Origin of the sequence: Enhydrobacter sp. (genome assembly GCA_025808875.1) — a bacterium.
Classification (GTDB): domain Bacteria; phylum Pseudomonadota; class Alphaproteobacteria; order Reyranellales; family Reyranellaceae; genus Reyranella.
Genome location: CP075528.1, coordinates 4,577,845 through 4,596,588, shown reverse-complemented (window position 1 = coordinate 4,596,588; position 18,744 = coordinate 4,577,845). Strand labels below are relative to the sequence as shown.

At 67.6% G+C, this 18,744-nt stretch carries 25 protein-coding genes; 16 read left to right on the top strand and 9 right to left on the bottom strand.

Going from position 1 to position 18,744, the window contains the following annotated elements; all coding sequences use genetic code 11:
- Positions 1 to 107 precede the first annotated feature (107 nt).
- From KIT25_22845 to KIT25_22810, 8 genes are all read left to right on the top strand, one after another.
- Positions 108 to 572 carry a cupin domain-containing protein gene (locus tag KIT25_22845; GenBank protein ID UYN94825.1) on the top strand — a complete coding sequence of 155 codons (465 nt, stop codon included), beginning with the start codon at positions 108 to 110 and terminating at the stop codon, positions 570 to 572.
- 15 nt (positions 573 to 587) lie between these two features.
- On the top strand, positions 588 to 1,808 hold the full coding sequence (locus tag KIT25_22840; GenBank protein UYN94824.1) for an MFS transporter: 1,221 nt from the start codon (positions 588 to 590) through the stop codon (positions 1,806 to 1,808).
- Between the two features lie 26 nt (positions 1,809 to 1,834).
- Positions 1,835 to 2,335 carry a DUF302 domain-containing protein gene (locus tag KIT25_22835; GenBank protein UYN94823.1) on the top strand — a complete coding sequence of 167 codons (501 nt, stop codon included), beginning with the start codon at positions 1,835 to 1,837 and terminating at the stop codon, positions 2,333 to 2,335.
- 92 nt (positions 2,336 to 2,427) lie between these two features.
- Complete coding sequence (locus KIT25_22830; GenBank protein UYN94822.1) at positions 2,428 to 3,021, top strand: TetR/AcrR family transcriptional regulator; 594 nt, start codon at positions 2,428 to 2,430, stop codon at positions 3,019 to 3,021.
- A 3-nt stretch (positions 3,022 to 3,024) separates the two neighbouring features.
- Positions 3,025 to 3,273, top strand: a complete 249-nt coding sequence (locus tag KIT25_22825; protein UYN94821.1) for a hypothetical protein — start codon at positions 3,025 to 3,027, stop codon at positions 3,271 to 3,273.
- A gap of 18 nt (positions 3,274 to 3,291) precedes the next feature.
- Positions 3,292 to 3,678, top strand: coding sequence for a redoxin domain-containing protein (locus KIT25_22820; GenBank protein ID UYN98031.1), 387 nt, complete (start codon positions 3,292 to 3,294; stop codon positions 3,676 to 3,678).
- A gap of 5 nt (positions 3,679 to 3,683) precedes the next feature.
- Positions 3,684 to 4,148, top strand: a complete 465-nt coding sequence (locus KIT25_22815; GenBank protein ID UYN94820.1) for a hypothetical protein — start codon at positions 3,684 to 3,686, stop codon at positions 4,146 to 4,148.
- Positions 4,149 to 4,226: 78 nt separating this feature from the next.
- Positions 4,227 to 4,850, top strand: a complete 624-nt coding sequence (locus tag KIT25_22810) for a hypothetical protein (protein ID UYN94819.1) — start codon at positions 4,227 to 4,229, stop codon at positions 4,848 to 4,850.
- Between the two features lie 442 nt (positions 4,851 to 5,292).
- On the opposite strand, the gene KIT25_22805 is transcribed toward KIT25_22810, so the two are convergent.
- From KIT25_22805 to KIT25_22780, 6 genes are all read right to left on the bottom strand, one after another.
- Complete coding sequence (locus KIT25_22805; GenBank protein ID UYN94818.1) at positions 5,293 to 6,543, bottom strand: NAD(P)/FAD-dependent oxidoreductase; 1,251 nt, start codon at positions 6,541 to 6,543, stop codon at positions 5,293 to 5,295.
- A 21-nt stretch (positions 6,544 to 6,564) separates the two neighbouring features.
- Entirely contained in the window at positions 6,565 to 7,038 is a 474-nt protein-coding gene (locus KIT25_22800; protein UYN94817.1) for a DoxX family protein, read from the bottom strand.
- Positions 7,039 to 7,148: 110 nt separating this feature from the next.
- Positions 7,149 to 7,397, bottom strand: a complete 249-nt coding sequence (locus tag KIT25_22795; protein UYN94816.1) for a DUF2282 domain-containing protein — start codon at positions 7,395 to 7,397, stop codon at positions 7,149 to 7,151.
- 106 nt (positions 7,398 to 7,503) lie between these two features.
- Entirely contained in the window at positions 7,504 to 8,907 is a 1,404-nt protein-coding gene (locus tag KIT25_22790; protein ID UYN94815.1) for an FAD-dependent oxidoreductase, read from the bottom strand.
- Positions 8,904 to 9,614: a TVP38/TMEM64 family protein gene (locus tag KIT25_22785; protein UYN94814.1), complete on the bottom strand. Its 711-nt coding sequence runs from the start codon at positions 9,612 to 9,614 to the stop codon at positions 8,904 to 8,906. The genes KIT25_22790 and KIT25_22785 overlap by 4 nt, the downstream gene beginning before the upstream one ends.
- A gap of 47 nt (positions 9,615 to 9,661) precedes the next feature.
- Positions 9,662 to 10,309 carry a glutathione S-transferase family protein gene (locus tag KIT25_22780; GenBank protein UYN94813.1) on the bottom strand — a complete coding sequence of 216 codons (648 nt, stop codon included), beginning with the start codon at positions 10,307 to 10,309 and terminating at the stop codon, positions 9,662 to 9,664.
- A gap of 115 nt (positions 10,310 to 10,424) precedes the next feature.
- Between KIT25_22780 and rpmH the strand changes: the two genes are divergently transcribed.
- Genes rpmH through yihA form a run of 5 tightly spaced genes read left to right on the top strand, consistent with a single transcriptional unit; the run spans position 10,425 to position 13,992 of the window.
- Positions 10,425 to 10,559 (top strand): 50S ribosomal protein L34, encoded by a 135-nt coding sequence (gene rpmH / locus KIT25_22775; GenBank protein UYN94812.1) that lies wholly within the window; start codon positions 10,425 to 10,427, stop codon positions 10,557 to 10,559.
- 15 nt (positions 10,560 to 10,574) lie between these two features.
- Positions 10,575 to 10,940 (top strand): ribonuclease P protein component, encoded by a 366-nt coding sequence (gene rnpA, locus KIT25_22770; GenBank protein ID UYN98030.1) that lies wholly within the window; start codon positions 10,575 to 10,577, stop codon positions 10,938 to 10,940.
- Positions 10,941 to 10,993: 53 nt separating this feature from the next.
- Positions 10,994 to 11,248, top strand: a complete 255-nt coding sequence (gene yidD, locus KIT25_22765) for a membrane protein insertion efficiency factor YidD (GenBank protein UYN98029.1) — start codon at positions 10,994 to 10,996, stop codon at positions 11,246 to 11,248.
- A complete protein-coding gene (yidC, locus tag KIT25_22760; protein ID UYN94811.1) occupies positions 11,249 to 13,120 on the top strand; it encodes a membrane protein insertase YidC in 1,872 nt (623 codons plus the stop codon).
- Complete coding sequence (yihA, locus tag KIT25_22755) at positions 13,120 to 13,992, top strand: ribosome biogenesis GTP-binding protein YihA/YsxC (protein ID UYN94810.1); 873 nt, start codon at positions 13,120 to 13,122, stop codon at positions 13,990 to 13,992. Before yidC ends, yihA begins: the two co-directional genes overlap by 1 nt.
- Before the next feature lie 45 nt (positions 13,993 to 14,037).
- Here the strand turns inward: yihA and KIT25_22750 are convergent, their stop codons facing one another.
- Positions 14,038 to 14,709, bottom strand: a complete 672-nt coding sequence (locus KIT25_22750) for a 2OG-Fe(II) oxygenase (GenBank protein UYN94809.1) — start codon at positions 14,707 to 14,709, stop codon at positions 14,038 to 14,040.
- 132 nt (positions 14,710 to 14,841) lie between these two features.
- Between KIT25_22750 and argB the strand changes: the two genes are divergently transcribed.
- Positions 14,842 to 15,756 carry an acetylglutamate kinase gene (gene argB / locus KIT25_22745; GenBank protein UYN94808.1) on the top strand — a complete coding sequence of 305 codons (915 nt, stop codon included), beginning with the start codon at positions 14,842 to 14,844 and terminating at the stop codon, positions 15,754 to 15,756.
- Positions 15,757 to 15,798: 42 nt separating this feature from the next.
- Positions 15,799 to 16,371, top strand: a complete 573-nt coding sequence (def, locus tag KIT25_22740; GenBank protein ID UYN94807.1) for a peptide deformylase — start codon at positions 15,799 to 15,801, stop codon at positions 16,369 to 16,371.
- Here def and KIT25_22735 read toward each other — a convergent pair.
- Complete coding sequence (locus KIT25_22735; GenBank protein ID UYN94806.1) at positions 16,368 to 16,766, bottom strand: hypothetical protein; 399 nt, start codon at positions 16,764 to 16,766, stop codon at positions 16,368 to 16,370. The genes def and KIT25_22735 overlap by 4 nt on opposite strands.
- 170 nt (positions 16,767 to 16,936) lie before the next feature.
- Here KIT25_22735 and KIT25_22730 point away from each other — a divergent pair, with 170 nt between their 5' ends.
- Positions 16,937 to 17,368 (top strand): hypothetical protein, encoded by a 432-nt coding sequence (locus KIT25_22730; protein ID UYN94805.1) that lies wholly within the window; start codon positions 16,937 to 16,939, stop codon positions 17,366 to 17,368.
- Positions 17,369 to 17,375: 7 nt separating this feature from the next.
- On the opposite strand, the gene KIT25_22725 is transcribed toward KIT25_22730, so the two are convergent.
- Complete coding sequence (locus KIT25_22725) at positions 17,376 to 18,740, bottom strand: Gfo/Idh/MocA family oxidoreductase (GenBank protein UYN94804.1); 1,365 nt, start codon at positions 18,738 to 18,740, stop codon at positions 17,376 to 17,378.
- Between the last annotated feature and the right edge of the window lie 4 nt (positions 18,741 to 18,744).

Here is an 18,744-nt window from a genome sequence, read left to right as displayed (position 1 = left end):
CTATCGAATCAATCGACACTCGGTATTTCAGTCGCGGCGCTCGCGCTCCGATGCTGTGTGCACCGCCGCGACCGCTCCGGTTGCGGCTCAACGCACGGAGCAAAACGATGTTCATTCGCACGCTTGCCGTTTCAGCCTTGGTCGCCGCCGGTCTCGGCATCGCCTCCCCCGCTTTCGCCGGCGAGTGCCCGGCCGACAAGATCAAGGCCGACGCCGTCAAGCCGGTCGGTCACGGTCCCAAGGGTGTCAGCGACAATATCCTGTCGATGATCGACCTCGGCGCCGAGAAGATCGCCGCCAAGGGCCACTTGATGCGCTTGCGCCGCCTCGAGATCCAACCGGGCGGCATCGTCCCCTGGCACGGCCATGCCGAGCGGCCAGCGCTGATCTACGTCGTGTCGGGCGAGATCGTCGAGCACGCCAGCAACTGCACGGTGCCGATCGTGCACAAGGCCGGCGAGGTGGCGCGCGAGACGCATGCCGTCGCGCATTGGTGGCAGAACAACGGCGGCCGGCCGGTGACGCTGCTGTCCTTCGACATCGTGGCCGATCCCAAGGATCGCAACATGTAGGTCGGAGAGGCCGCCATGGATCGCTTGCTGCGCGCATTCACGATCGCGCTGACGGCCTTCCTGACGGTCGTCGACCTGTTTGCCACGCAAGCCATCCTGCCGGCGTTGACTGCCTCCTACGGGGTCACGCCGGCGGCGATGGGTTTCGCCGTCAATGCGAGCACCATCGGCATGGCGGCGGGCGGCCTGGCGGTCGCCCTGTTCGGCCGGGCGATCGACCGGCGGCGCGGCATCCTGACGAGCCTCGCCCTGCTCTCCCTTCCGACGGCACTGCTGGCCACCATGCCGGATCTGCCGTTGTTCACCCTGCTGCGCATCCTGCAAGGGCTCTGCATGTCGGCCGCGTTCGCGCTCACGCTCGCCCATCTCGGCGAGCACGCCGGCGCCGCCGACACGGCCAGTGCCTTCGCCGCCTACATCACCGGTAACGTCGCCTCCAACCTGTTCGGCCGCCTGTTCGCGGCGGGCCTGGTCGATCATTTCGGGCTGGCCGCCAATTTCTGGGTGTTCGCCGCGCTCAATCTGTCGGGCGCGGTGCTGGTCTGGTTCACCGTCGAGCGCACGCCACCCATGAAGCAGATGGACATGAGCCACGGCCCGGCGCTCACGAGCTGGCTGTCGCATCTCGCCAATCCGGCGCTGCGCGCCGCCTTCGCCATCGGCTTCCTGATCCTGTTCGCCTTCATCGGCACCTTCACCTACGTGAACTTCGTGCTGGTGGGCGAGCCGTTCGGCATCGGCATGATGATGCTGGGCGCGGTCTATCTCGTCTTTCTGCCTTCGGTGATCACGACTCCGTTCGCCGGCCGGGTCGCGGCCCGCTTCGGCACGCGGCCGACCCTGTGGGCGTCCTTCGCCGTTGCCGCGCTCGGCCTGCCGCTGCTGCTGGCCTCGAGCTTGGCGGCATTGTTGCTGGGCCTCGCACTCGTCGCCGTCGGCACGTTCTTCGCCCAGGCGACCGCCACCGGCTTCGTCGGCCGTGCCGCCACGAGCGATCGCGGCTCGGCGAGCGGCCTCTATCTCGCGAGTTACTTCCTCGGCGGCCTGGCTGGCACCGCCGCGCTCGGCCTGGCCTTCGATCGTCTCGGTTGGACGGCGACGGTGATCGGCATCGGCTTGTCGCTGGTGCTCGCTGCGCTGCTCGCGACGCGCCTCATAGCTGCCGGCCATCGACCCGATGCCGCATCGGCATTTCAGTCGAACGGACCGCGCGCTCAAGGTGGCACCACGCGCTGACGCGTCCATCCACCACGGAGAAACCCATGCCCAACTGCCTCACCCAGATCTGCGCTGCCGCCTTCCTTGCCTTCGCGCTCGCCGCCGGCTCGGCCGCACCCGCCTCGGCCGACGGCATCAAGCCGCCGGTCGCCGCTTCGGGCATCATCGCCACGAAGAGTGCCTATGCGATGGATGAGACCGTCGCCCGCCTCAAGAAAGACGTCGCGGCCAAGGGCATCAGCTTCTTCCAGGAGATCGACCAGGCGGCCCTTGCCGCCAAGGCGGGCATCGAGCTCAAGCCGTCGGTGCTGCTGATCTTCGGCAATCCGCCACTGGGCACACAGTTCATCGCCGCCAATCCGCAGGCCGGCCTCGACTGGCCGGTGCGCATGCTGGTCTACCGCGACGCTGCGGGCGCGGTGTGGGTCGCCTACACCGACTTCGGCTGGATCGCCGGGCGCCACGGCGTGACCACGCGCGATACCCAGTTCGAGATGGCCTCGCAGGTTGCCGCCTCGATCGCTTCGAGCGTCGCCAGGCATTGAGTGATCAGGCCCGGCGGCCGGTCGGCGTCAGGGTCGGGTGAATGTCCGGAAATTTTGTAGCGAGCGATCCAAAATGGTGCTGTGATCGCGCCATGGCCCGTGCCAAGGCCTTCGACGAAACCCGTGCAATCGACGCCGCCGTCGATTGCTTCTGGCTGCGCGGCTACGAAGCCACTTCGGTGCGCGATCTTGCCGATGCCATGGGGATCGGCGGCGCCAGCCTCTACAATGCCTACGGCGACAAGCGGACCTTGTTCGTGCGGTCGCTCGAGCGGTACGCCAACCGCTCGATGCGCGGGCGAATCGAACGGCTCGAGGCCGGCCACGAGCCCAAGGAGGCGATTCGCGCCTTCTTCGCGTCGATCGTCGATCGTTCCCTGAAGGACCCGGACCGCAAGGGCTGCCTGCTGGTCAATTCGGCCCTCGACGTGGCGCCGCACGACGCCGCGATCGGCAAGGTGGTCGGCGGCTATCTCGACGAGATTCGCGCTTTCTTCCGGCGCAACATTGCCGCCGCGCAGGCCGCCAGCCAGGCGCCGAAGACCATCGATGCCGACGAAGTCTCCGGCCACATGCTGGGCGTGCTGCTCGGCCTTCGCGTGCTGGCCCGCACCGGCGCGCGCCGCAAGCTTCTCGAGGCGGCCGTCCGGCCGGCGCTCGCACTCCTCGATCAACGAAAGGAATAGACCATGTCCCTTGCCGACAAGCTCGCCGCGACGCGTACCGCCAGCGCCGGCCGCATTTCACCGGAGAGGCAGGCGATCATGCATCGCGCCACCGACGATCTGCGTCGTTCCGGCGCCATGGACCGCATCGCCAAGGTCGGCAGCACCGCGCCGTCGTTCGAGCTCGTCAACCACGACGGTCAGCGCGTGAGCTCGGCCGAACGGCTGGCGAGCGGACCGATGATCGTGTCCTTCTTCCGAGGATCGTGGTGACCCTATTGCAGGCATGAGCTGGAGGCTCTGCAGACCGTCCTCTCGGATATCGTCACGCTCGGCGCCTCGCTGGTCGTGATCTCGCCTGAACTGCCCGAGCACATCACGCCCATGGCGGAACGGCAGAAGCTCGCCTTTCCCATCCTATGGGACGAGCAGTCGCGGGTCGCCGAGGCGTTCGGCCTTGCCTTCGCGCTGCCCGACGACCTACGCGAAGTCTATCGTGGCCTCGGCATCGACCTTCCCCTGCGCAACGGCGATCCGTCGTGGCGTTTGCCGATCCCGTCGCGCTTCGTGATCGACGCCACGGGTATCGTGCGCTCGGCCGAGGCCGATCCCGACTACCGCTACCGGCCCGAACCGGAGGCGGCGCTCGAGGTGTTGCGCGACGTGGTGGAAAGGTAGCGCCGATGGTCAAGCGTCTCAGCGACCTGCCGGAGGGCGAGGCTGGCCATCTGCGCCGGATCGAATGCCCGACCTATGACGACACGCCGGCTCTCGCCGGCGCGCCGCTCGGCGCGCGCCGCGTCGCGCTGATTTCGACGGCCGGCCTGCATCGCCGCGGCGATCGGCCGTTCCAACCGAGCGACGGCAGCTACCGCATCATCCCGGGAGCGACTCCGGCCGGCGAACTGGTGATGAGCCACATCTCGGTCAATTTCGACCGCACCGGCTTCCAGCAGGATCTCAACGTCGTGTTTCCGATCGATCGGTTACGCGAGCTGGCGGATGACGGGGTCGTCGGCTCACTGGCCTCGGTGCACTATTCCTTCATGGGTGCCTTCCCGCCCGCCGCGGCGGAGCCGCATGCCCGACACCTCGCCGGTCTTCTGAAGGCCGACCAGGTGGACGCCGCATTGCTCGTGCCGGTTTGACCCGCCTGCACGCGCGCCGTCGGCGCGCTCGGCCATTTCCTCGAGCGACAGGGCATCCCGACCGTCGGCATCAGCCTGGTGCGCGAACACACCGAGAGGATCCGGCCGCCGCGCGCGCTGTGGGTCACTTTCGAGCTCGGCCGGCCGCTCGGCGTTCCCGATGACGCGCCGTTCCAGCGCCGCGTCGTCGAGGCGGCGCTCGCGTTGCTCGCTCGGACCGACGGGCCGTTGATCGCCGACTATCCCGAGCATGTCGTCGGTGACGCCGACTTCACCGGCTGGGCCTGCCCGATCGACCTGGCGCCCGCGCAAACGGAGTCGCTGATCGCAGAGATCGACCGGCTGCGTCCCTGGCACGATCGGGCGGTGGAGGCCAGCCGTCGCACGACCGTCGGCGTGTCGGGGCTCGACATGCGGGCGGCCGGCGGGCTGGTTGCGCAGGCCGTCGGCGGCGAGCTGCCGGCGGCCCAGGCCCTCAAGGAGGCGATCGACGATCTGAAGGCCTACTATCTCGAAGCCGCGGCGGCCTTTCCCGATCCGGGATCGGGCCAGTCGCGCAAGGCCTGGCTATGGGGCGAGACCCGTCTCGCCGAGGCGCTGCTGACGCTCCAGCCCAAGCTCGCCGCCAGCGCCGATCCTCAGCATCGGATCCTCGGTAACCTCACCTTGATCCCGGCGAGCGAACGGCATCGGTTGGGCTAGAGCCGTTTACCGACGTCGGGAGAGTCAGATTCGCGCGAGACGTCGGAATCGGGGGGTCGAATCGCCTTCCGATGCAGACGCCATCGGCATCGGACGGAATCCATCGACCCGATTAGGTCCTCAAGGGCGCGTCGAGGTAAAATGCGCCCATGAGCACCCTGACCACACCCGGCCGCGAGGGCCGCGCGGGATTTCCCGTATCGACGTTCTGCTTCGCCAATCGTCCGCCGACCCGTCCTCCCGACCCGTGACAGGAGGTTTCCGCAGTTCCCGCAGTTTGCGCAACGCATTCCGGCGGAGAGCAGGCACACCACCCTGAGGGCGTCTCGGGCGGGTGCCCGCGACGTCGATTGTCCGGCGACACCCCGCCGGAGGTTTGCGAGGTTTCCGAGGTTTCCGAGATCGATTTCCGCGATTTGCGCGATTTCCGCGACGGACTTTCCTAGTGCGAACCGGGCCCGGTGATCAGGCGCGCTCCTGATTGGAAGGTCACGTAGGACCACATCCAGTCGAGCATCACGACCAGGCGGTTGCGGAAGCCGATCAGGAAGGAGATGTGCACGAGGCCCCACAACAGCCAGGCGAGTGTGCCGTCGAGCTTGATCCAGCCGAAGTCGGCAACGGCGGCGCGACGGCCGATCGTCGCCATGGTGCCGTAGTTGCGATAGCGGAACGGCCGCGGCGGCGGCCGGCCGGCGAGACGTGCCCGCAACACGCGCGCGACATAGGCGCCCTGCTGCTTGGCGACCGGCGCGAGGCCTGGCAACGGCTTGCCATTGCCGTCGTCGACGCTGGCGGTGTCGCCGATGACGAAGATCTCGGAATGGCCGGGCAGCGTGAGATCGGGCTGGACGATCGCCCGGCCGGCGCGATCCTTCTCCGTATCCAGCCAGCGCGCCGCGCCGGATGCCGCGACGCCCGCTGCCCACACGATGGTTGCCGCTTCCAGGCGCTCGTCGCCGATCGCCACGCCCTGGGTGTCGCAGTTCGAGACGGGGGTGCCGAGCCGCACCTCGACGCCCAGACGTTCCAGCGACCGCTGGGCCGCGGTGCTCAGCATCGGCGGAAAGGCGGCCAGTACGCGCGATCCGCCCTCGACGAGCACGACGCGGGATTCGGCGGGATTGATCGTGCGGAAGTCGTGACGCAGCGCTACGCGGGCGAGCTCGGCGATGGCGCCGGCCATCTCGACCCCGGTCGGCCCGGCGCCGATCACGACGAAAGTGAGCAGACGCCGTCGCTCCTCGGGATCGTCCGACGCCTCGGCATGTTCGAAGGCGACCAGGATGCGCCGGCGGATCGCCGTCGCATCGTCGATCTTCTTGAGGCCGGGCGCGACCGGCTCCCATTCGTCGTGGCCGAAGTAGGAATGGCGGGCGCCGGTGGCGAGCACGAGATGGTCGTAGGCGATCTCACGGCCGTCGAGCCGGACGACGCGGCGCTGCTTGTCGATGCCGGTCGCCTTGCCCAGGATCACGCGCACGTTGCCGGCGCGGCGCAGGATGGCGCGGATCGGCGAGGCGATCTGGGCCGGCGAGAGGCCGGCGGTCGCCACCTGATAAAGCAGCGGCTGGAAGAGATGATAGTTGCGTCGGTCGACGACGGTGACGTCGGCCTCGGCGCCGGCGAGCGAATGGGCGCAGCTCAGCCCGCCGAAGCCCGCGCCGACGATGACGATGTGCGGCCGGGCCATGGCGGCGCTCCTCGCTCGGCGCTAGGCGCGCCCGAACAGGTTGAAGGCGATCAGGCGGTCAATCGACAACGCGCCGGCCCCGCGCGTCAAGACATAGGCCAGAATCGACGCCCACATCAGATGCTCCGGCCAGTTGGCCGGATAGACCAGGAACTGGATCACGAGCGTCATGGCGAGCAAGGCGGCGGCGCCGAGACGGGCGAACAGGCCGAGAACGAGCAGGACCGGTGCGGTCAATTCGACGGCCGTGCCGAGATAGGCGGCCAGTTCGGGCGGCAGCAAGGGCAGTCGGTATTCCTCGCGAAACAGCGTCACCGCCGAGTCGAAGCTCTCGGCCTTGTTCATGCCTGACCGGAAGAACACCGCGCCCACGGCAAGGCGCATGCCGAACTCGATCGGCGACAGGGGGAAGCGGCGGGCGGTGGCGCGGAGCGCCTCGAGCCGGGCGACGCGGCCGGTCGAAGCCGGCGCACCGTCCATCATCATCGATGACATGGCGTATCTCCTGAAGATTTCTGAAGGTTTCGGCGCCGGGTCCGGTCGGGCCGGCCGTGGTTGGGGCGGGGGATGCCGGCCCGATCGGCCGGGCCCGGCGACCGATGGCGTTAGCTCTTGACGACGTTCAGCGAGCCGCCGACCAGCTTCTCGCAGGTGCCCTTGGGCACGGTGAGCCAGGCGTCGCCCTGGCGATCGCGCTTGGAGGTGCCGGCGCACGATGACGTCGCGGTCTGGCAGTCGTTCTTGCCGGCCTTGGCGACGCCGTAGCACTTCTCGGCGTTGCCCTGGGCCTGGACCTGGTGGGCAAGCAGCAGCGCGGCGCTGAGCGCGGCGGCGATGGTGAGCGTGGACTTCATGTGAAATCTCCTTGAGCGACGGGTTTCCCTTTCGGGCTGAGCGCACCCTGCCGCGGAGACGTCTTTTGCTGAAATATCGATGCCCTATGGCTTCGATGCGTCGGCGCTATGGCAGGCGGCTGAGGAAGCGCACCAGACGCCGCGTCATCGGACTGAAGAGCTTCGCCGTGAAGTAGCTGCCCGCGGCGCGCTTGCTCGCTTCGCCGAGCGTCGGATAGGGCGGCACGAAGCTCGCCATGGCGGAAATCTTCATCCGCTTCGAGAGGGCGAGGCACCACGGCTGGATGAGTTCTCCGGCGTGGGGGGCCGCGATGCCCGCGCCCAGCACGCGGCCGTTGCCGGCCGTGACGACCTTGACCAATCCCTCGGTCGTGCGCTCGGCCTGGGCGCGGTCGTTCTCGGCGAGCGGCCAGCGCAGGACGCGGATGCCGTCGCCGTGCTTGTCGCGAGCGGCAGCCTCGGTCAGGCCGGCCTGTGCGATTTCCGGCTCGGTGTAGGTCGTCCAGGGCACGATCGAATGATCGAGGCGCACGGGCAGGCGAAACAGCGAGCGGATGAACAGCGACGCCTGATAGCCCGCCATGTGCGTGAAGGCGTAGAGGCCGTTGCAGTCGCCGATCGCCCATACACGGCGGTTCGACGTGCGCAGGGAATCGTCTACCGTGATGCCGCGCCGGGTGAAGGCGACTTCGGCCCTGTCGAGGTCGAGTTCCTCGACATTGGGCGCGCGCCCGGCGGCGACCAGCAGGTGCGAACCGTCGATGTGCTCGCCGCTCTCCAGCACGACCGAAGTTCCCTCGACGCGCGAGATGGTCGCGTTGTCGCGCAGATCGACGCCTTCGCGCCGCAGCCGCGCCAGCGCCACCGTCGCGAGTTCCGGATCGTCCTTCGACAGGAAGGACGCGGCCTCGAGCACCGTCACGCGCGATCCCAGCCGTCGATGGGCCTGCGCCAGCTCAAGTCCGATCGGGCCGCCCCCGATCACGACGAGATGGCTCGGCAGCACGCGATTGGCGAACACGGTCTCGTTGGTGAGGTACGGCGATGCGGCGAGGCCCGGGATCGGCGGCGTGGCCGGGCGAGAACCCGTCGCCAGGACGATGCGGCGCGGCCTGATGCGGAACCCGCCGGCTTGCAGCTCGTCGTCGCTCGCGAAGCGCGCCGTCTCCTTCAGCACGCGCACGCCGAGCTTCTCGAAGCGCTCGACCGAGTCGTTGGGTGCGATGGTGGCGATGACCCCGTGAACGTGATCCATCACGCGCGCGAAGTCGACATGCGGTTCGGTCGGCTCGATACCGAAGACGGCGCTCTCGCGCTGGGCCTGCGCCGCCTTGCCGGCGGCGATCAGCGCCTTCGACGGCACGCAACCGTAGTTCAGGCAGTCGCCACCCATGGGCCCGCGCTCGATCAACACGACTTCGAGTCCGAGCTGGGCGGCGCCGGCGGCGACGAACAGACCGGCCGAACCGCCGCCGACGATGCAGATGTCGGGCCTCAGCATGTCGGTCATGTTGCCGTCCTGCGCGGGCGCAGGCGGGCGTAGATCACCGGAAGCAGGGCGAGAACGGCCAGCCCCAGCAACGGCAACAGGATGTGCCACTCGAAGATCACGCCGAGATCCGGCGTTTCGCCGCGATCGATCAGGTTGCCGAGCCCGCTGCCGACTCCGGCGTAGACGATGGCGCCGGGGATGATGCCGATGAAGGTGGCGAGCGCATAGCGGTCGAGCTTCATGCCGAGCAGGGCCGGCACGATGTTGATCAGCCAGAACGGGAAGATCGGTACCAGGCGGAGAAACAGCAGGTAGCTGAAACTGTCGCGCCGAAAGCCCTCCTCGAGGCGCGCCAGCCGGGCGCCCGCGCGCGCGTGGAACAGGTCGCGGAAGGCGGTGCGCGCCGCCAGGAAGACGGCGATCGATCCCAATGTCGCGCCGATCACCGAGAGGGTCGCGCCGAGCCACGGCCCGAACAGGAAACCGGCCACCGGCGTGGCCAGAACGGCCACGGGAAGAGAGAAGGCCACCGCCGCCGCATAGGCCAGCACGAACGCGCACGCTGCCAGCACGGCGTTCTCTTTCACCCAGGCGACGAGTTCGGCATGGTGCCGCCCCAACATTTCGAAGGAGAGATGCCGGTCGAGCCGGAACAGAACGAAGAGCGCCAGCCCGAGCAGCAGAATCGCCACGGGGATCAGCCGGCGCCATGGGGAGGACCTCATCACACGCGATTTAGGCACGCCCGGCGACGTGCTCAAAGCACGCCCGATCAACTTGTGATGACGGGGAGGCCCGGCTCGGTGGAGAGCATGCTGGGGCGACCGGCCATTCGCGCCCACCAGGCGGCCAGCCGCGGCCAGCGCTCCAACAGGGTCCGCCCCTCGGGCGCCAGGACGAAATAGGCGATCATGGCGCCGAGATGAAGGTCGGCGAGCGAGGGTGAGGGACCCACCAGGAACCGATCGTCGCCTGCCAGCTTGTCGAGGGCGTCCAGAACCTTGGGCGCGGCGTCCAAACCCTTTCGGACCTCGTCCTCGTCGCCCGTGCCGCCGGTACGCGGCCGAAACACACCATGGGCGAAGACCTGCCGGACCAGGGGCCAATAGGCATAGGAATCGACCACCGACAGGATCTGGTCCATGCGGCCGACCGCCCTGGCATCGGCCGGCTGCAGGCTCGGGCCCGCAAAGGCGCGGTCGACATAGCGGGTGATTGCGCCCGTCTCGTAGAGGACGAAGCCGTCATGGATCAGAGTCGGCACGCGGCCGAAAGGATGGAGCCGTAGATAGTCGGCGGGCATCGCCGGGTCGAAGGGATTCACTTCCTCGTGTCCGTAGGCCAACCCCTTCTCCTCGAGGGCGAGGCGGGCGATGCGCCGATAGACGCTGAAGCGATAGCCATGCAGGACCAGGGTCATGGCGCCACTCTAGCGAGTCGCGTTGACTCGCGGCACCGGCGCGCTTATTACCCTCGCCCACGGAATTCGCCCCCGCGCCTTCGCTGCGGGGGCTTGTGTTTGCAGGAGTTGCGTCATGAAACGCACCTATCAGCCGAGCAAGCTGGTGCGCAAGCGCCGGCACGGCTTCCGGTCGCGGATGGCGACGGTGGGCGGCCGCAAGGTCATCGCCAACCGCCGCCGGTCGGGCCGCAAGCGCCTCTCGGCCTAGTTTCCGTCCTTGCCCGTGGCCCCGGCGCGTCCCGGGCGACTGCCCAATCGTCGGGACTTCCTGCGCGTACAGGCCGGACGGCGTTGTGCCATGCCAGGCTTTGTCCTCCAGGTCGCCCCGGCGCCGACGGATCCCGCGCCGGCCACGGCGCGGGTAGGTTTCACGGTCAGCCGCAAGGTCGGCAACGCCGTGGTTCGAAACCGGGTGCGCCGCCGCTTGCGCGAAATTGCCCGGCTGGTGATTCCGGCCCAGGGGCGGCCCGACCTCGACTACGTGCTGGTCGGTCGGCAGGGTGCGCTGCGGCGCGATTTCGACACCCTGCGCGCGGAGCTCGTTGAGGCTCTGAAGCGCGTCCGGGCCCTCGGCGTCGCGACGCCATGACCGAGCCCGGAAAGCTTGCGCTGGCCTCGACGAATCGCCAGTTTCCGGGCCGCATGCTGACATCGCTGGCATCGCGGTCGCTGCTGGGAGCGATCCGCCTCTATCAACTCACGCTCGCCTACTTCTTTGTGGGTGCCTGCCGCTACGAACCCTCGTGCTCGGCCTATGCGACCGAAGCGGTGTCGCGCCATGGCCCGCTCCGGGGCGGTCTGTTGGCTGCCGGCCGCCTTTGCCGCTGCGGTCCCTGGGGCGGCTGCGGCTACGACCCCGTTCCTCCGCTTTCCTGCTCGCCGGCAAAAGTTCGATAAATGGACCAGAAGAATTTCATCCTCGCGATTGCGCTCTCGGTGCTCATCATCGTCGGCTGGCAAGCTGCTTTTCCACCGGCCAAGCCGCCGCAACAGCAGCAACAGCAGCAGGCGAACGGCGCAACGCCGGCGCCCGGGGCGCCCGGTGCGCCACCGGCCCCGGGTCAGGCGGCGGCGCCCGGTGCGCCGGCCGCGGCGGGCGCCGCCCGGGGCGTTGTCAGCCTTCAGGACGCGCTTGCGCGTACCCCACGCGTCACCTTCAGCACGCCCGAACTCATCGGCTCGATCTCGCTCAAGGGCGCGCGCATAGACGATGTGCGGCTGGCCAAGCACCACGTGTCGCTCGATCCCAAGAGCCCGCCCGTGCAGGTGCTGGCGCCCGAAGGCACCGCGCATCCCTATTACGCCGAATTCGGCTGGTCGACGGCGGACTCCGCGATCAAGGTGCCGGGTCCGGACTCGGTGTGGACGGCCAGCCAGTCGACCGTCGCGCCGGGAAAGCCCGTTCGGCTCACCTGGGACAACGGCCAGGGTTTGATCTTCGCCATCGACGTGGCGATCGACGACTACTTCATGTTCGACGTCAAGCAGAGCGTCGAGAACAAGAGCGACAAGCCGGTGACGCTCTTCCCGTGGGGCCTCATCGTGCGCTTCGGTCAGCCGGCCTATGAGGGCATCTACATCCTGCACGAGGGACCCTACGGCGTCTTCAACGACAGCTTGAAGGAGTTCAGCTACTCCGACTTCGAGGACAACAAGGCGCAGCGTTTCGCCACCACCGGCGGCTGGGTCGGCATCACGGACAAGTACTGGATGGCGACGCTGATCCCCGACCAGAAGACCAAGGTCGACATCACGCTCAAGGGCTCGGGCGCGGGCGCCACCGGCAAGTATCAGGTCGACTATGTCGGTCAGGGTGTCACCGTCGCGCCCGGCGCCACCGGCGGCAACGAGTCCCATCTTTTTGCCGGCGCCAAGATCGTGCGCGTGATCGACGGCTACTACGAGAAATACGACATCACGCGCTTTGATCTCACCATCGACTGGGGCTGGTTCGCCTTTCTCACCAAGCCGATGTTCTGGTTGCTCGAGTGGCTCTACGTCCATCTCGGCAATTTCGGCCTGGCGATCCTGTCGCTGACGGTCATCGTGAAGCTCGTCTTCTTCCCGCTCGCCAACAAGTCCTATACGGCGATGAGCAAGATGAAGGCGCTGCAGCCGGAGATGGAAAAGCTGAAGGAGCGCTACGGCGAGGACCGGCAGCGGATGAACCAGGAGCTGATGCAGCTCTACCGTCGGGAGAAGGTCAATCCCGCGGCTGGCTGCCTGCCGATCCTGGTGCAGATCCCCGTGTTCTTCGCGCTCTACAAGGTGCTCTACACGTCCATCGAAATGCGTCACCAGCCGTTCTTCGGCTGGATCAAGGACCTGAGTGCGCCCGATCCGGCGACGATCCTGACAGGTTTCGGCCTGTTCTCGTGGCACGTCCCGGAGATTCTGCACTTCTTCAACATCGGCCTGTGGCCCATCATCATGGGCATCACGATGTATCTGCAGCAGAAGCTGAACCCGCAGCCCACCGATCCGATACAGGCGCGCGTGTTTCAGTTTCTGCCGATTCTCTTCACCTTCATGCTGGCGCCCTTCTCGGCTGGACTGGTGATCTATTGGGCGTGGAGCAACGTGCTGTCGATCGCCCAGCAGTACTACATCATGCGCCGGCACGGCGTGCCGATTGGCAACAAGGGCGCCGTCAAGCCGGCCCCCGCCGTGGCGGCCGCTCCGGCCACCCCGGCCGATGGCGGCAGGGCAGCAGCCCCCAAGAAAGGCGGGCAGGGTACGGGCAAGGGCGGCTCGTCCAAGAAGCGGTGATGGGCGACGCGGCGGATGAGAAGCGCACGCCAGAGGAGATCGAGGCGGCGCGCAAGCTCTTCGCCGGCCCCTGCGAGTTCGTGTCGGGTGCGGCGTCGGTGGCATCGCTGCCTGGGGAGAGCCTGCCGGAGGTCGCATTCGCCGGCCGTTCCAACGTCGGCAAGTCGAGTCTCGTCAACGCGCTGACCGGACGGCGCACGCTCGCGCGTGTTTCGTCGAAGCCCGGACACACGCGGCAGATCAACTTCTTCGACCTGGCCAGCCGACTGATGCTCGTCGATCTGCCGGGCTACGGTTTCGCTCAGGTGTCGCGATCGATGAAGGAAACCTGGCAGGATCTCGCGTCGGCCTATCTGCGTGGCCGCACGACCCTGAAGCGCGTCTGCCTGCTGGTCGACGCCCGGCACGGCGTGAAGGAAGCCGACCGCGAGACCATGAAGAATCTCGACGCCGCCGCCGTGTCCTATCAGCTGGTGCTGACCAAGGCCGATCAACTCCGGCAAGCCGACATTCCGCGCGCCATCGCCGCCGCCGAGGCCGTCGCTCGCAAACACGGCGCGGCCCATCCACGGGCGCTGGCGACGAGCAGCGAGACCGGATTCGGCATTCCCGAGCTTCGGGCCGAGATCGTCACGCTGGCGAAAGCGCTGCTGGTCGCGGTCGTCGTCGGCGCCGGCCTGACGCTGCCGCCCAGGGATGCCGGCGCGTCCGAACCGCTGCCCCCGTCGAAGCCTGCCGTGGTGTTCCCGCTGGCGGACAAGCCCCTGCCCGCGCCGTCGGGTTCGGAGCGCGGCCCGGAGCCGCAGAAGCGCGAACCGGCCCGCCCGCCGAGCGGCCAAGGCCTGATGACGCCGCCGGCCGGCCGCCAGTGAGACCGCGGGCCTGGAGGTCCGCAGCCCCATGTCCGCGACATCGGTTTATGCTGCGTCGTGGAAGATGATGCCGAGCGTGAAGCGCTCGCCCGCGCGCAGGCTCGACACGCCGTGCCTCATGCCGACGCGGTGATAGCCGCGGGTTCCCCTCGCTGGTCGCTCGTTCACGGCGAAAATCACGGCGTCGCCCTGGCCGAGCGGAACGACCTCGCCGCGCGACTGCATGCGCGGCCGCTGCTCGACCAGTAGGAACTCACCACCGTCGAAGTCGCGGCCCGGGGCGCTCAGCAGGACGGTGGCCTGCAGCGGAAAGACCAAATCGCCATAGAGGTCGCGATGCAGGCAGTTGTAGTCGCCGGTACGATAGCGCAGCAGCAGAGGCGTCGGCCGCTTTTGCCCACCCTGATGGCACTGCCGCAGCCAGGCTTTCAGAGTCGGCGGGAAGCGCCTGTCGTCGCCGAGCGCCGCGTTCCAGCCGTTGGCGACCGCGGCGAGCGCGGGATAGAGCGCCTGGCGCAGACGTTCCACGAGGCCGGGCAGCGGATAGGTGAAGTATTGGTACTCGCCCTGCCCGTAGCCATGCCGCTGCATGACAACGCGCTTGCGAAATGCCTCCTCCTCCGGCCACAGGGTTGCCAGCGTGCGGCACTCGGCAGGCGAGATCAGCTCCCTGGCGACGGTGAAGCCCCGGTCGGCGAGTGAAGTATGGTCGATCATGTGGACATCCTGACGCGGCCCTCTTGCCGTGCGGACCGGCTTTCTTCTATCCGCGAGCCGCCTGATATATGATGCGAGCTTAAGCCCTCTCCCGGCCCGGAGAGGGCTTTTTCCGAGCAAGGGTGGAAACAAATGGCCGAGCCGGTCCAGACCGACAAGGAGCAAAAGCGGCTCATCCGCATGGCGGAGACCATCTCCAAGGCCCTGCCGTACATGCGTCGGCACAACGACGCCACCTTCGTCGTCAAGTACGGCGGCCATGCCATGACCGACCCCAAGCTCGGCGATCTCGTGGCGCGCGACGTGGTCCTCATGAAGCAGGTCGGCATGAACCCGATCGTCGTCCATGGCGGCGGCCCGCAGATCAACAAGATGCTGGAGCGGGTCGGCCTCAAGAGCCAGTTCGTCAACGGACTGCGCGTCACCGATGCCGCCACGATGGAGATCGTCGAAATGGTGCTGGCCGGATCGATCAACAAGGCGATCGTGGCCGACATCAACGAATGCGGCGGCATTGCCGTCGGCATCTGCGGCAAGGACGGCAACCTGATCCTCGCGCGCAAGGTTACCCAGATGCGCGACCCCAAGACAGGCGAGATGCTGAAGGTCGATCTCAAGCAGGTGGGCGAGCCGGCCAAGATCAACGTCATGGTGCTCGAGCAGCTGCGCCGCGCCGACGTCATTCCGGTGGTGGCGCCGATCGGCTTCGGCGTCGACGACGAGCTCACCTACAACATCAACGCCGACACCTCGGCCGGTGCCATCGCCGGCGCCATGAAGGCCAAGCGCCTGCTCTTCCTCACCGACGTTCCGGGCGTCCTGGACAAGAACGGCCAGCTCATTCCGGAGATGACCGTGGAGCGGGCGCGCGCCCTGATCGCCGACGGCACGATCTCGGGCGGCATGATTCCCAAGGTCGAGAACTGCATCGACGCGGTGAATTCGGGTGTCGAGGCCGCCACTATCATGGACGGCCGCGTGCCTCATGCACTGCTGCTCGAGGTATTCACCGAGTCGGGACTCGGGACGATGGTGACCCGAACCTGAATCGGCCTTGAAACGCCTGATTTCACTGCATATTTAGGCACGATGGCGAAGTTGCCCATCCTCACGGCGCCCGATCCGCGCCTGAAGAAGAAATCCAAGCCGGTCGAGACGGTCGATGCCGACGTGCGTCAACTCATGGACGACATGTTGGAGACGATGTACGCCGCCCCGGGCATCGGGCTGGCGGCGCCGCAGGTCGGCGTGCTGAAGCGCGTCATCGTGCTCGACATCGACCGCGAGGACGTCAAGACCGGGCCGCTGTTCATGGCCAACCCCGAAATCGTCGAGGCGTCGGACGAGGACGCCACCTACGAGGAAGGCTGTCTGTCGGTGCCCGAGCATTATTCCGACGTCGTGCGCCCGTCCAAGGTGACGGTGCGCTATCTCGACCGCGACGGCCAGCGTCAGGAGCTGGCGTGCGAAGGCCTGCTCGCGACCTGCATTCAGCACGAGATCGACCATCTCGACGGGATCCTGTTCATCGATCACATCTCCGCGCTCAAGCGCAACATGATCCTGCGCAAGCTCCTGAAGGCGCGGAAGGAGAAGGAACGCGACGATGCCGAGGGCAAGCCCTTGGCGGCCAAGGACAAGGAGCCGGCGCCGGCTCTCTAACCGCTCGCGGCCGCCTGCTGCGGCGGACACTGGTCATCGAGCCAGGCCTGCGCCTTCTCGGCCGAGTCGAAGAGTCGGACGGGCCGCGGGGCCGGCGCCAGGTTCAGGCAGCGCATCACGAGATCGTGGACCGCGGGCTTGGTGACGACGAAGGCAATCGGCCCGAATTCCATCACCGAGGCGTAGGCCTGCATGCGCGCGCCGAACATGAGGTAGTCCTGCTCGGTGGCCGCCTCCGGCCCGACCTCCGTGACGTCGAACAGACGCCCATAGGACAGCGCATTGGCCACGACGACGGCGTCGTAGTAGGCCTCCAGTTCCTGCAGGGAGACGAAGCCCTTGGCGGTGACGCTGATCAGGCGGTCGGGGTGGGAGATCGTCCAGGACAGCGGCATGGTAATGGGACGCTACCGTTCTTCGCGTCCTGGTTGAAGCGGATTCTGTCGAGCCTCGGTGGTGGACTCGATCGACTGTGGTAGGTGCACGATCTCGGCTGTCGTAGAATGGCTGTCGTGGGAGGAGCCTGTTCGATGGACGACTTCAAGCGCGCGGGACATGCACTCGAATGAGACGCCCCGTCCTCGTGGCCATCGCGACACTCGTATTCGGCTGCGCTGCCGTCTATCTCGGCTTCATCGCCTGGGACTCGGCACAGCCCCGACGGGAGTTTTCCGTCGTGGTGGCCAGCGCCCATATTCGCGGCAAGGTCGAGCCAGGCGATCGCACCCGCTTCGTTCAGGCCTTTGTGCAATTCGCCCGGAGCGAGGGCTTCGCGCCGCTGCCCGGGACCCCTGAGGTGCCCGAGGCGGACAAGAAGGACGTGGCTCTCGAGTACGCGAGGCGCGACTCCATGCGACTGTCCATGAAGCTGGCGCCTGCCAACGATTTCACGCTTCTCGCCTTCGACCAGGCCAATTCGGCGGCCGGCGGCCGGCTCGCGGAACGCCTTGTCAAGATGATCGAGAGCGACTTCGACGCCACCGTGCGCCTGGAGTAGCCCGAGCCTACTGGGCGGCGATCTTCGCCGCCACCGGTGCGAAGGTGCGCTCCATCTCGCGGCGCAACCTCACCGCGGTCAGGCTCTCGTCCATCGCCACGTCTGAATAGGTCAGCGACTGGCCGGCCTTGATGGGCTTCAGCAGCTTGACGTTGTGCGCCAACCCGAGCGGCAGGCTGCCGAGCGACGTCGATTTCTCCGACGGGAAGAGCTTGCCGTAGACCGTGTAGCCGCCCTCGCCGTCCAGCATCTCGCCAGGCTCGAGGTCGCGCTTGGCGGTGGCGATCACGTCGGCGTGGAAGCCGATCGGGCAACCGGTCGGTTCCTGGCGCAGCCCGACCGAGGCGACCGACATGCCGACCTCGAGCCCGATCAGATGCCAGCGCTTGTACATGACCGAGTAGCGGCCCGACGGATCGGTGCAGAGCATGTACTCCTCGAAGCAGTTCTTCTGGTACTCCGTCGCCGCCTCGAACACGACCCACACGCCCTTGCGGATCTCGTAGGGGATGGCGCGGCCGTCGCGCTCCAGCGAACTCGCGACCTCGACCTGGCCCTTGTGATGCAGCTGGCCACCCTCAGACGCCGGACGCATCACGAACGGCAGGTCCTCGACCGAGCAGGGCGGGAAGGCGAGCCCGTCCGGTGCCGGCGTAAGGCCGGTTGCGTTGGCGACTGCGGTGCTTTCGATGGCGGGCTTGGAGCCGTCGAGGAAGGAGTTGAACATCTTCGGATTGAGTCCGCCGCGCCTGGCCTGCTCCTCGTTGAGGCCCCAGTATTTCCACACCGTCTCGGGCGTCGACTGCGCGAAGTGCGGCAGCCACTTGTGGCCGCGACCGGCGGCCGTGACCTCGAAGCCCGACGTGCGCGCCCAGTCGACCAGTTCGCAGATCAGCGCCGGCTGGTCGCCGTAGGCAAGGCTGTAGACCACACCCGCCTCGGCCGCGCGCTTGGCGAGCAGCGGACCGCAGAAAGCGTCGGCCTCGACCGTCACCATGACCACGCTCTTGCCGTTGCGGAAGGCTTCGAGCGCGTGCTCCACGGCCGCGATCGGATCGCCTGTCGCCTCGACCACGATGTCGATCTCCGGGTTGGTCACCAGGGCGCGCCAGTCGTCGGTCAGATGGGTGTTGCCGTGCCTGCGCGCTTCGGCGAACGAAAGGGCCGCCGTCACACCGGGCTTCCAGCCGAGACGCGCCAGGTTCTCCCGGGCGCGCGTGGGCGAGAGATCGGCGATGCCGACCAGATGGATGCCCGGTGTCGTCGGGATCTGGCTGAGATACATGGCGCCGAACTTGCCGGCGCCGATCAGGCCGATGCGCAGCGGCTTTCCGCCCGCCGCGCGCTCCAGCAGCATGCGATGCAGGTTCATGGAC

Bases quoted from the DNA above. Each gene is read 5' to 3' on its own strand.
- KIT25_22805 (UYN94818.1), bottom strand. From the start codon at position 6,543: ATGGCCCGGCCGCACATCGTCATCGTCGGCGCGGGCTTCGGCGGGCTG.
- KIT25_22825 (UYN94821.1), top strand. From the start codon at position 3,025: ATGTCCCTTGCCGACAAGCTCGCCGCGACGCGTACCGCCAGCGCCGGC.
- KIT25_22800 (UYN94817.1), bottom strand. From the start codon at position 7,038: ATGTCATCGATGATGATGGACGGTGCGCCGGCTTCGACCGGCCGCGTC.
- KIT25_22835 (UYN94823.1), top strand. From the start codon at position 1,835: ATGCCCAACTGCCTCACCCAGATCTGCGCTGCCGCCTTCCTTGCCTTC.
- KIT25_22725 (UYN94804.1), bottom strand. From the start codon at position 18,740: ATGAACCTGCATCGCATGCTGCTGGAGCGCGCGGCGGGCGGAAAGCCG.
- argB (UYN94808.1), top strand. From the start codon at position 14,842: ATGGCCGAGCCGGTCCAGACCGACAAGGAGCAAAAGCGGCTCATCCGC.
- KIT25_22780 (UYN94813.1), bottom strand. From the start codon at position 10,309: ATGACCCTGGTCCTGCATGGCTATCGCTTCAGCGTCTATCGGCGCATC.
- KIT25_22750 (UYN94809.1), bottom strand. From the start codon at position 14,709: ATGATCGACCATACTTCACTCGCCGACCGGGGCTTCACCGTCGCCAGG.
- KIT25_22795 (UYN94816.1), bottom strand. From the start codon at position 7,397: ATGAAGTCCACGCTCACCATCGCCGCCGCGCTCAGCGCCGCGCTGCTG.
- KIT25_22845 (UYN94825.1), top strand. From the start codon at position 108: ATGTTCATTCGCACGCTTGCCGTTTCAGCCTTGGTCGCCGCCGGTCTC.
- KIT25_22840 (UYN94824.1), top strand. From the start codon at position 588: ATGGATCGCTTGCTGCGCGCATTCACGATCGCGCTGACGGCCTTCCTG.
- KIT25_22790 (UYN94815.1), bottom strand. From the start codon at position 8,907: ATGACCGACATGCTGAGGCCCGACATCTGCATCGTCGGCGGCGGTTCG.
- def (UYN94807.1), top strand. From the start codon at position 15,799: ATGGCGAAGTTGCCCATCCTCACGGCGCCCGATCCGCGCCTGAAGAAG.
- yidC (UYN94811.1), top strand. From the start codon at position 11,249: ATGGACCAGAAGAATTTCATCCTCGCGATTGCGCTCTCGGTGCTCATC.
- KIT25_22735 (UYN94806.1), bottom strand. From the start codon at position 16,766: ATGCCGCTGTCCTGGACGATCTCCCACCCCGACCGCCTGATCAGCGTC.
- rpmH (UYN94812.1), top strand. From the start codon at position 10,425: ATGAAACGCACCTATCAGCCGAGCAAGCTGGTGCGCAAGCGCCGGCAC.
- KIT25_22785 (UYN94814.1), bottom strand. From the start codon at position 9,614: ATGAGGTCCTCCCCATGGCGCCGGCTGATCCCCGTGGCGATTCTGCTG.
- KIT25_22815 (UYN94820.1), top strand. From the start codon at position 3,684: ATGGTCAAGCGTCTCAGCGACCTGCCGGAGGGCGAGGCTGGCCATCTG.
- KIT25_22830 (UYN94822.1), top strand. From the start codon at position 2,428: ATGGCCCGTGCCAAGGCCTTCGACGAAACCCGTGCAATCGACGCCGCC.
- KIT25_22730 (UYN94805.1), top strand. From the start codon at position 16,937: ATGAGACGCCCCGTCCTCGTGGCCATCGCGACACTCGTATTCGGCTGC.
- yidD (UYN98029.1), top strand. From the start codon at position 10,994: ATGCTGACATCGCTGGCATCGCGGTCGCTGCTGGGAGCGATCCGCCTC.
- yihA (UYN94810.1), top strand. From the start codon at position 13,120: ATGGGCGACGCGGCGGATGAGAAGCGCACGCCAGAGGAGATCGAGGCG.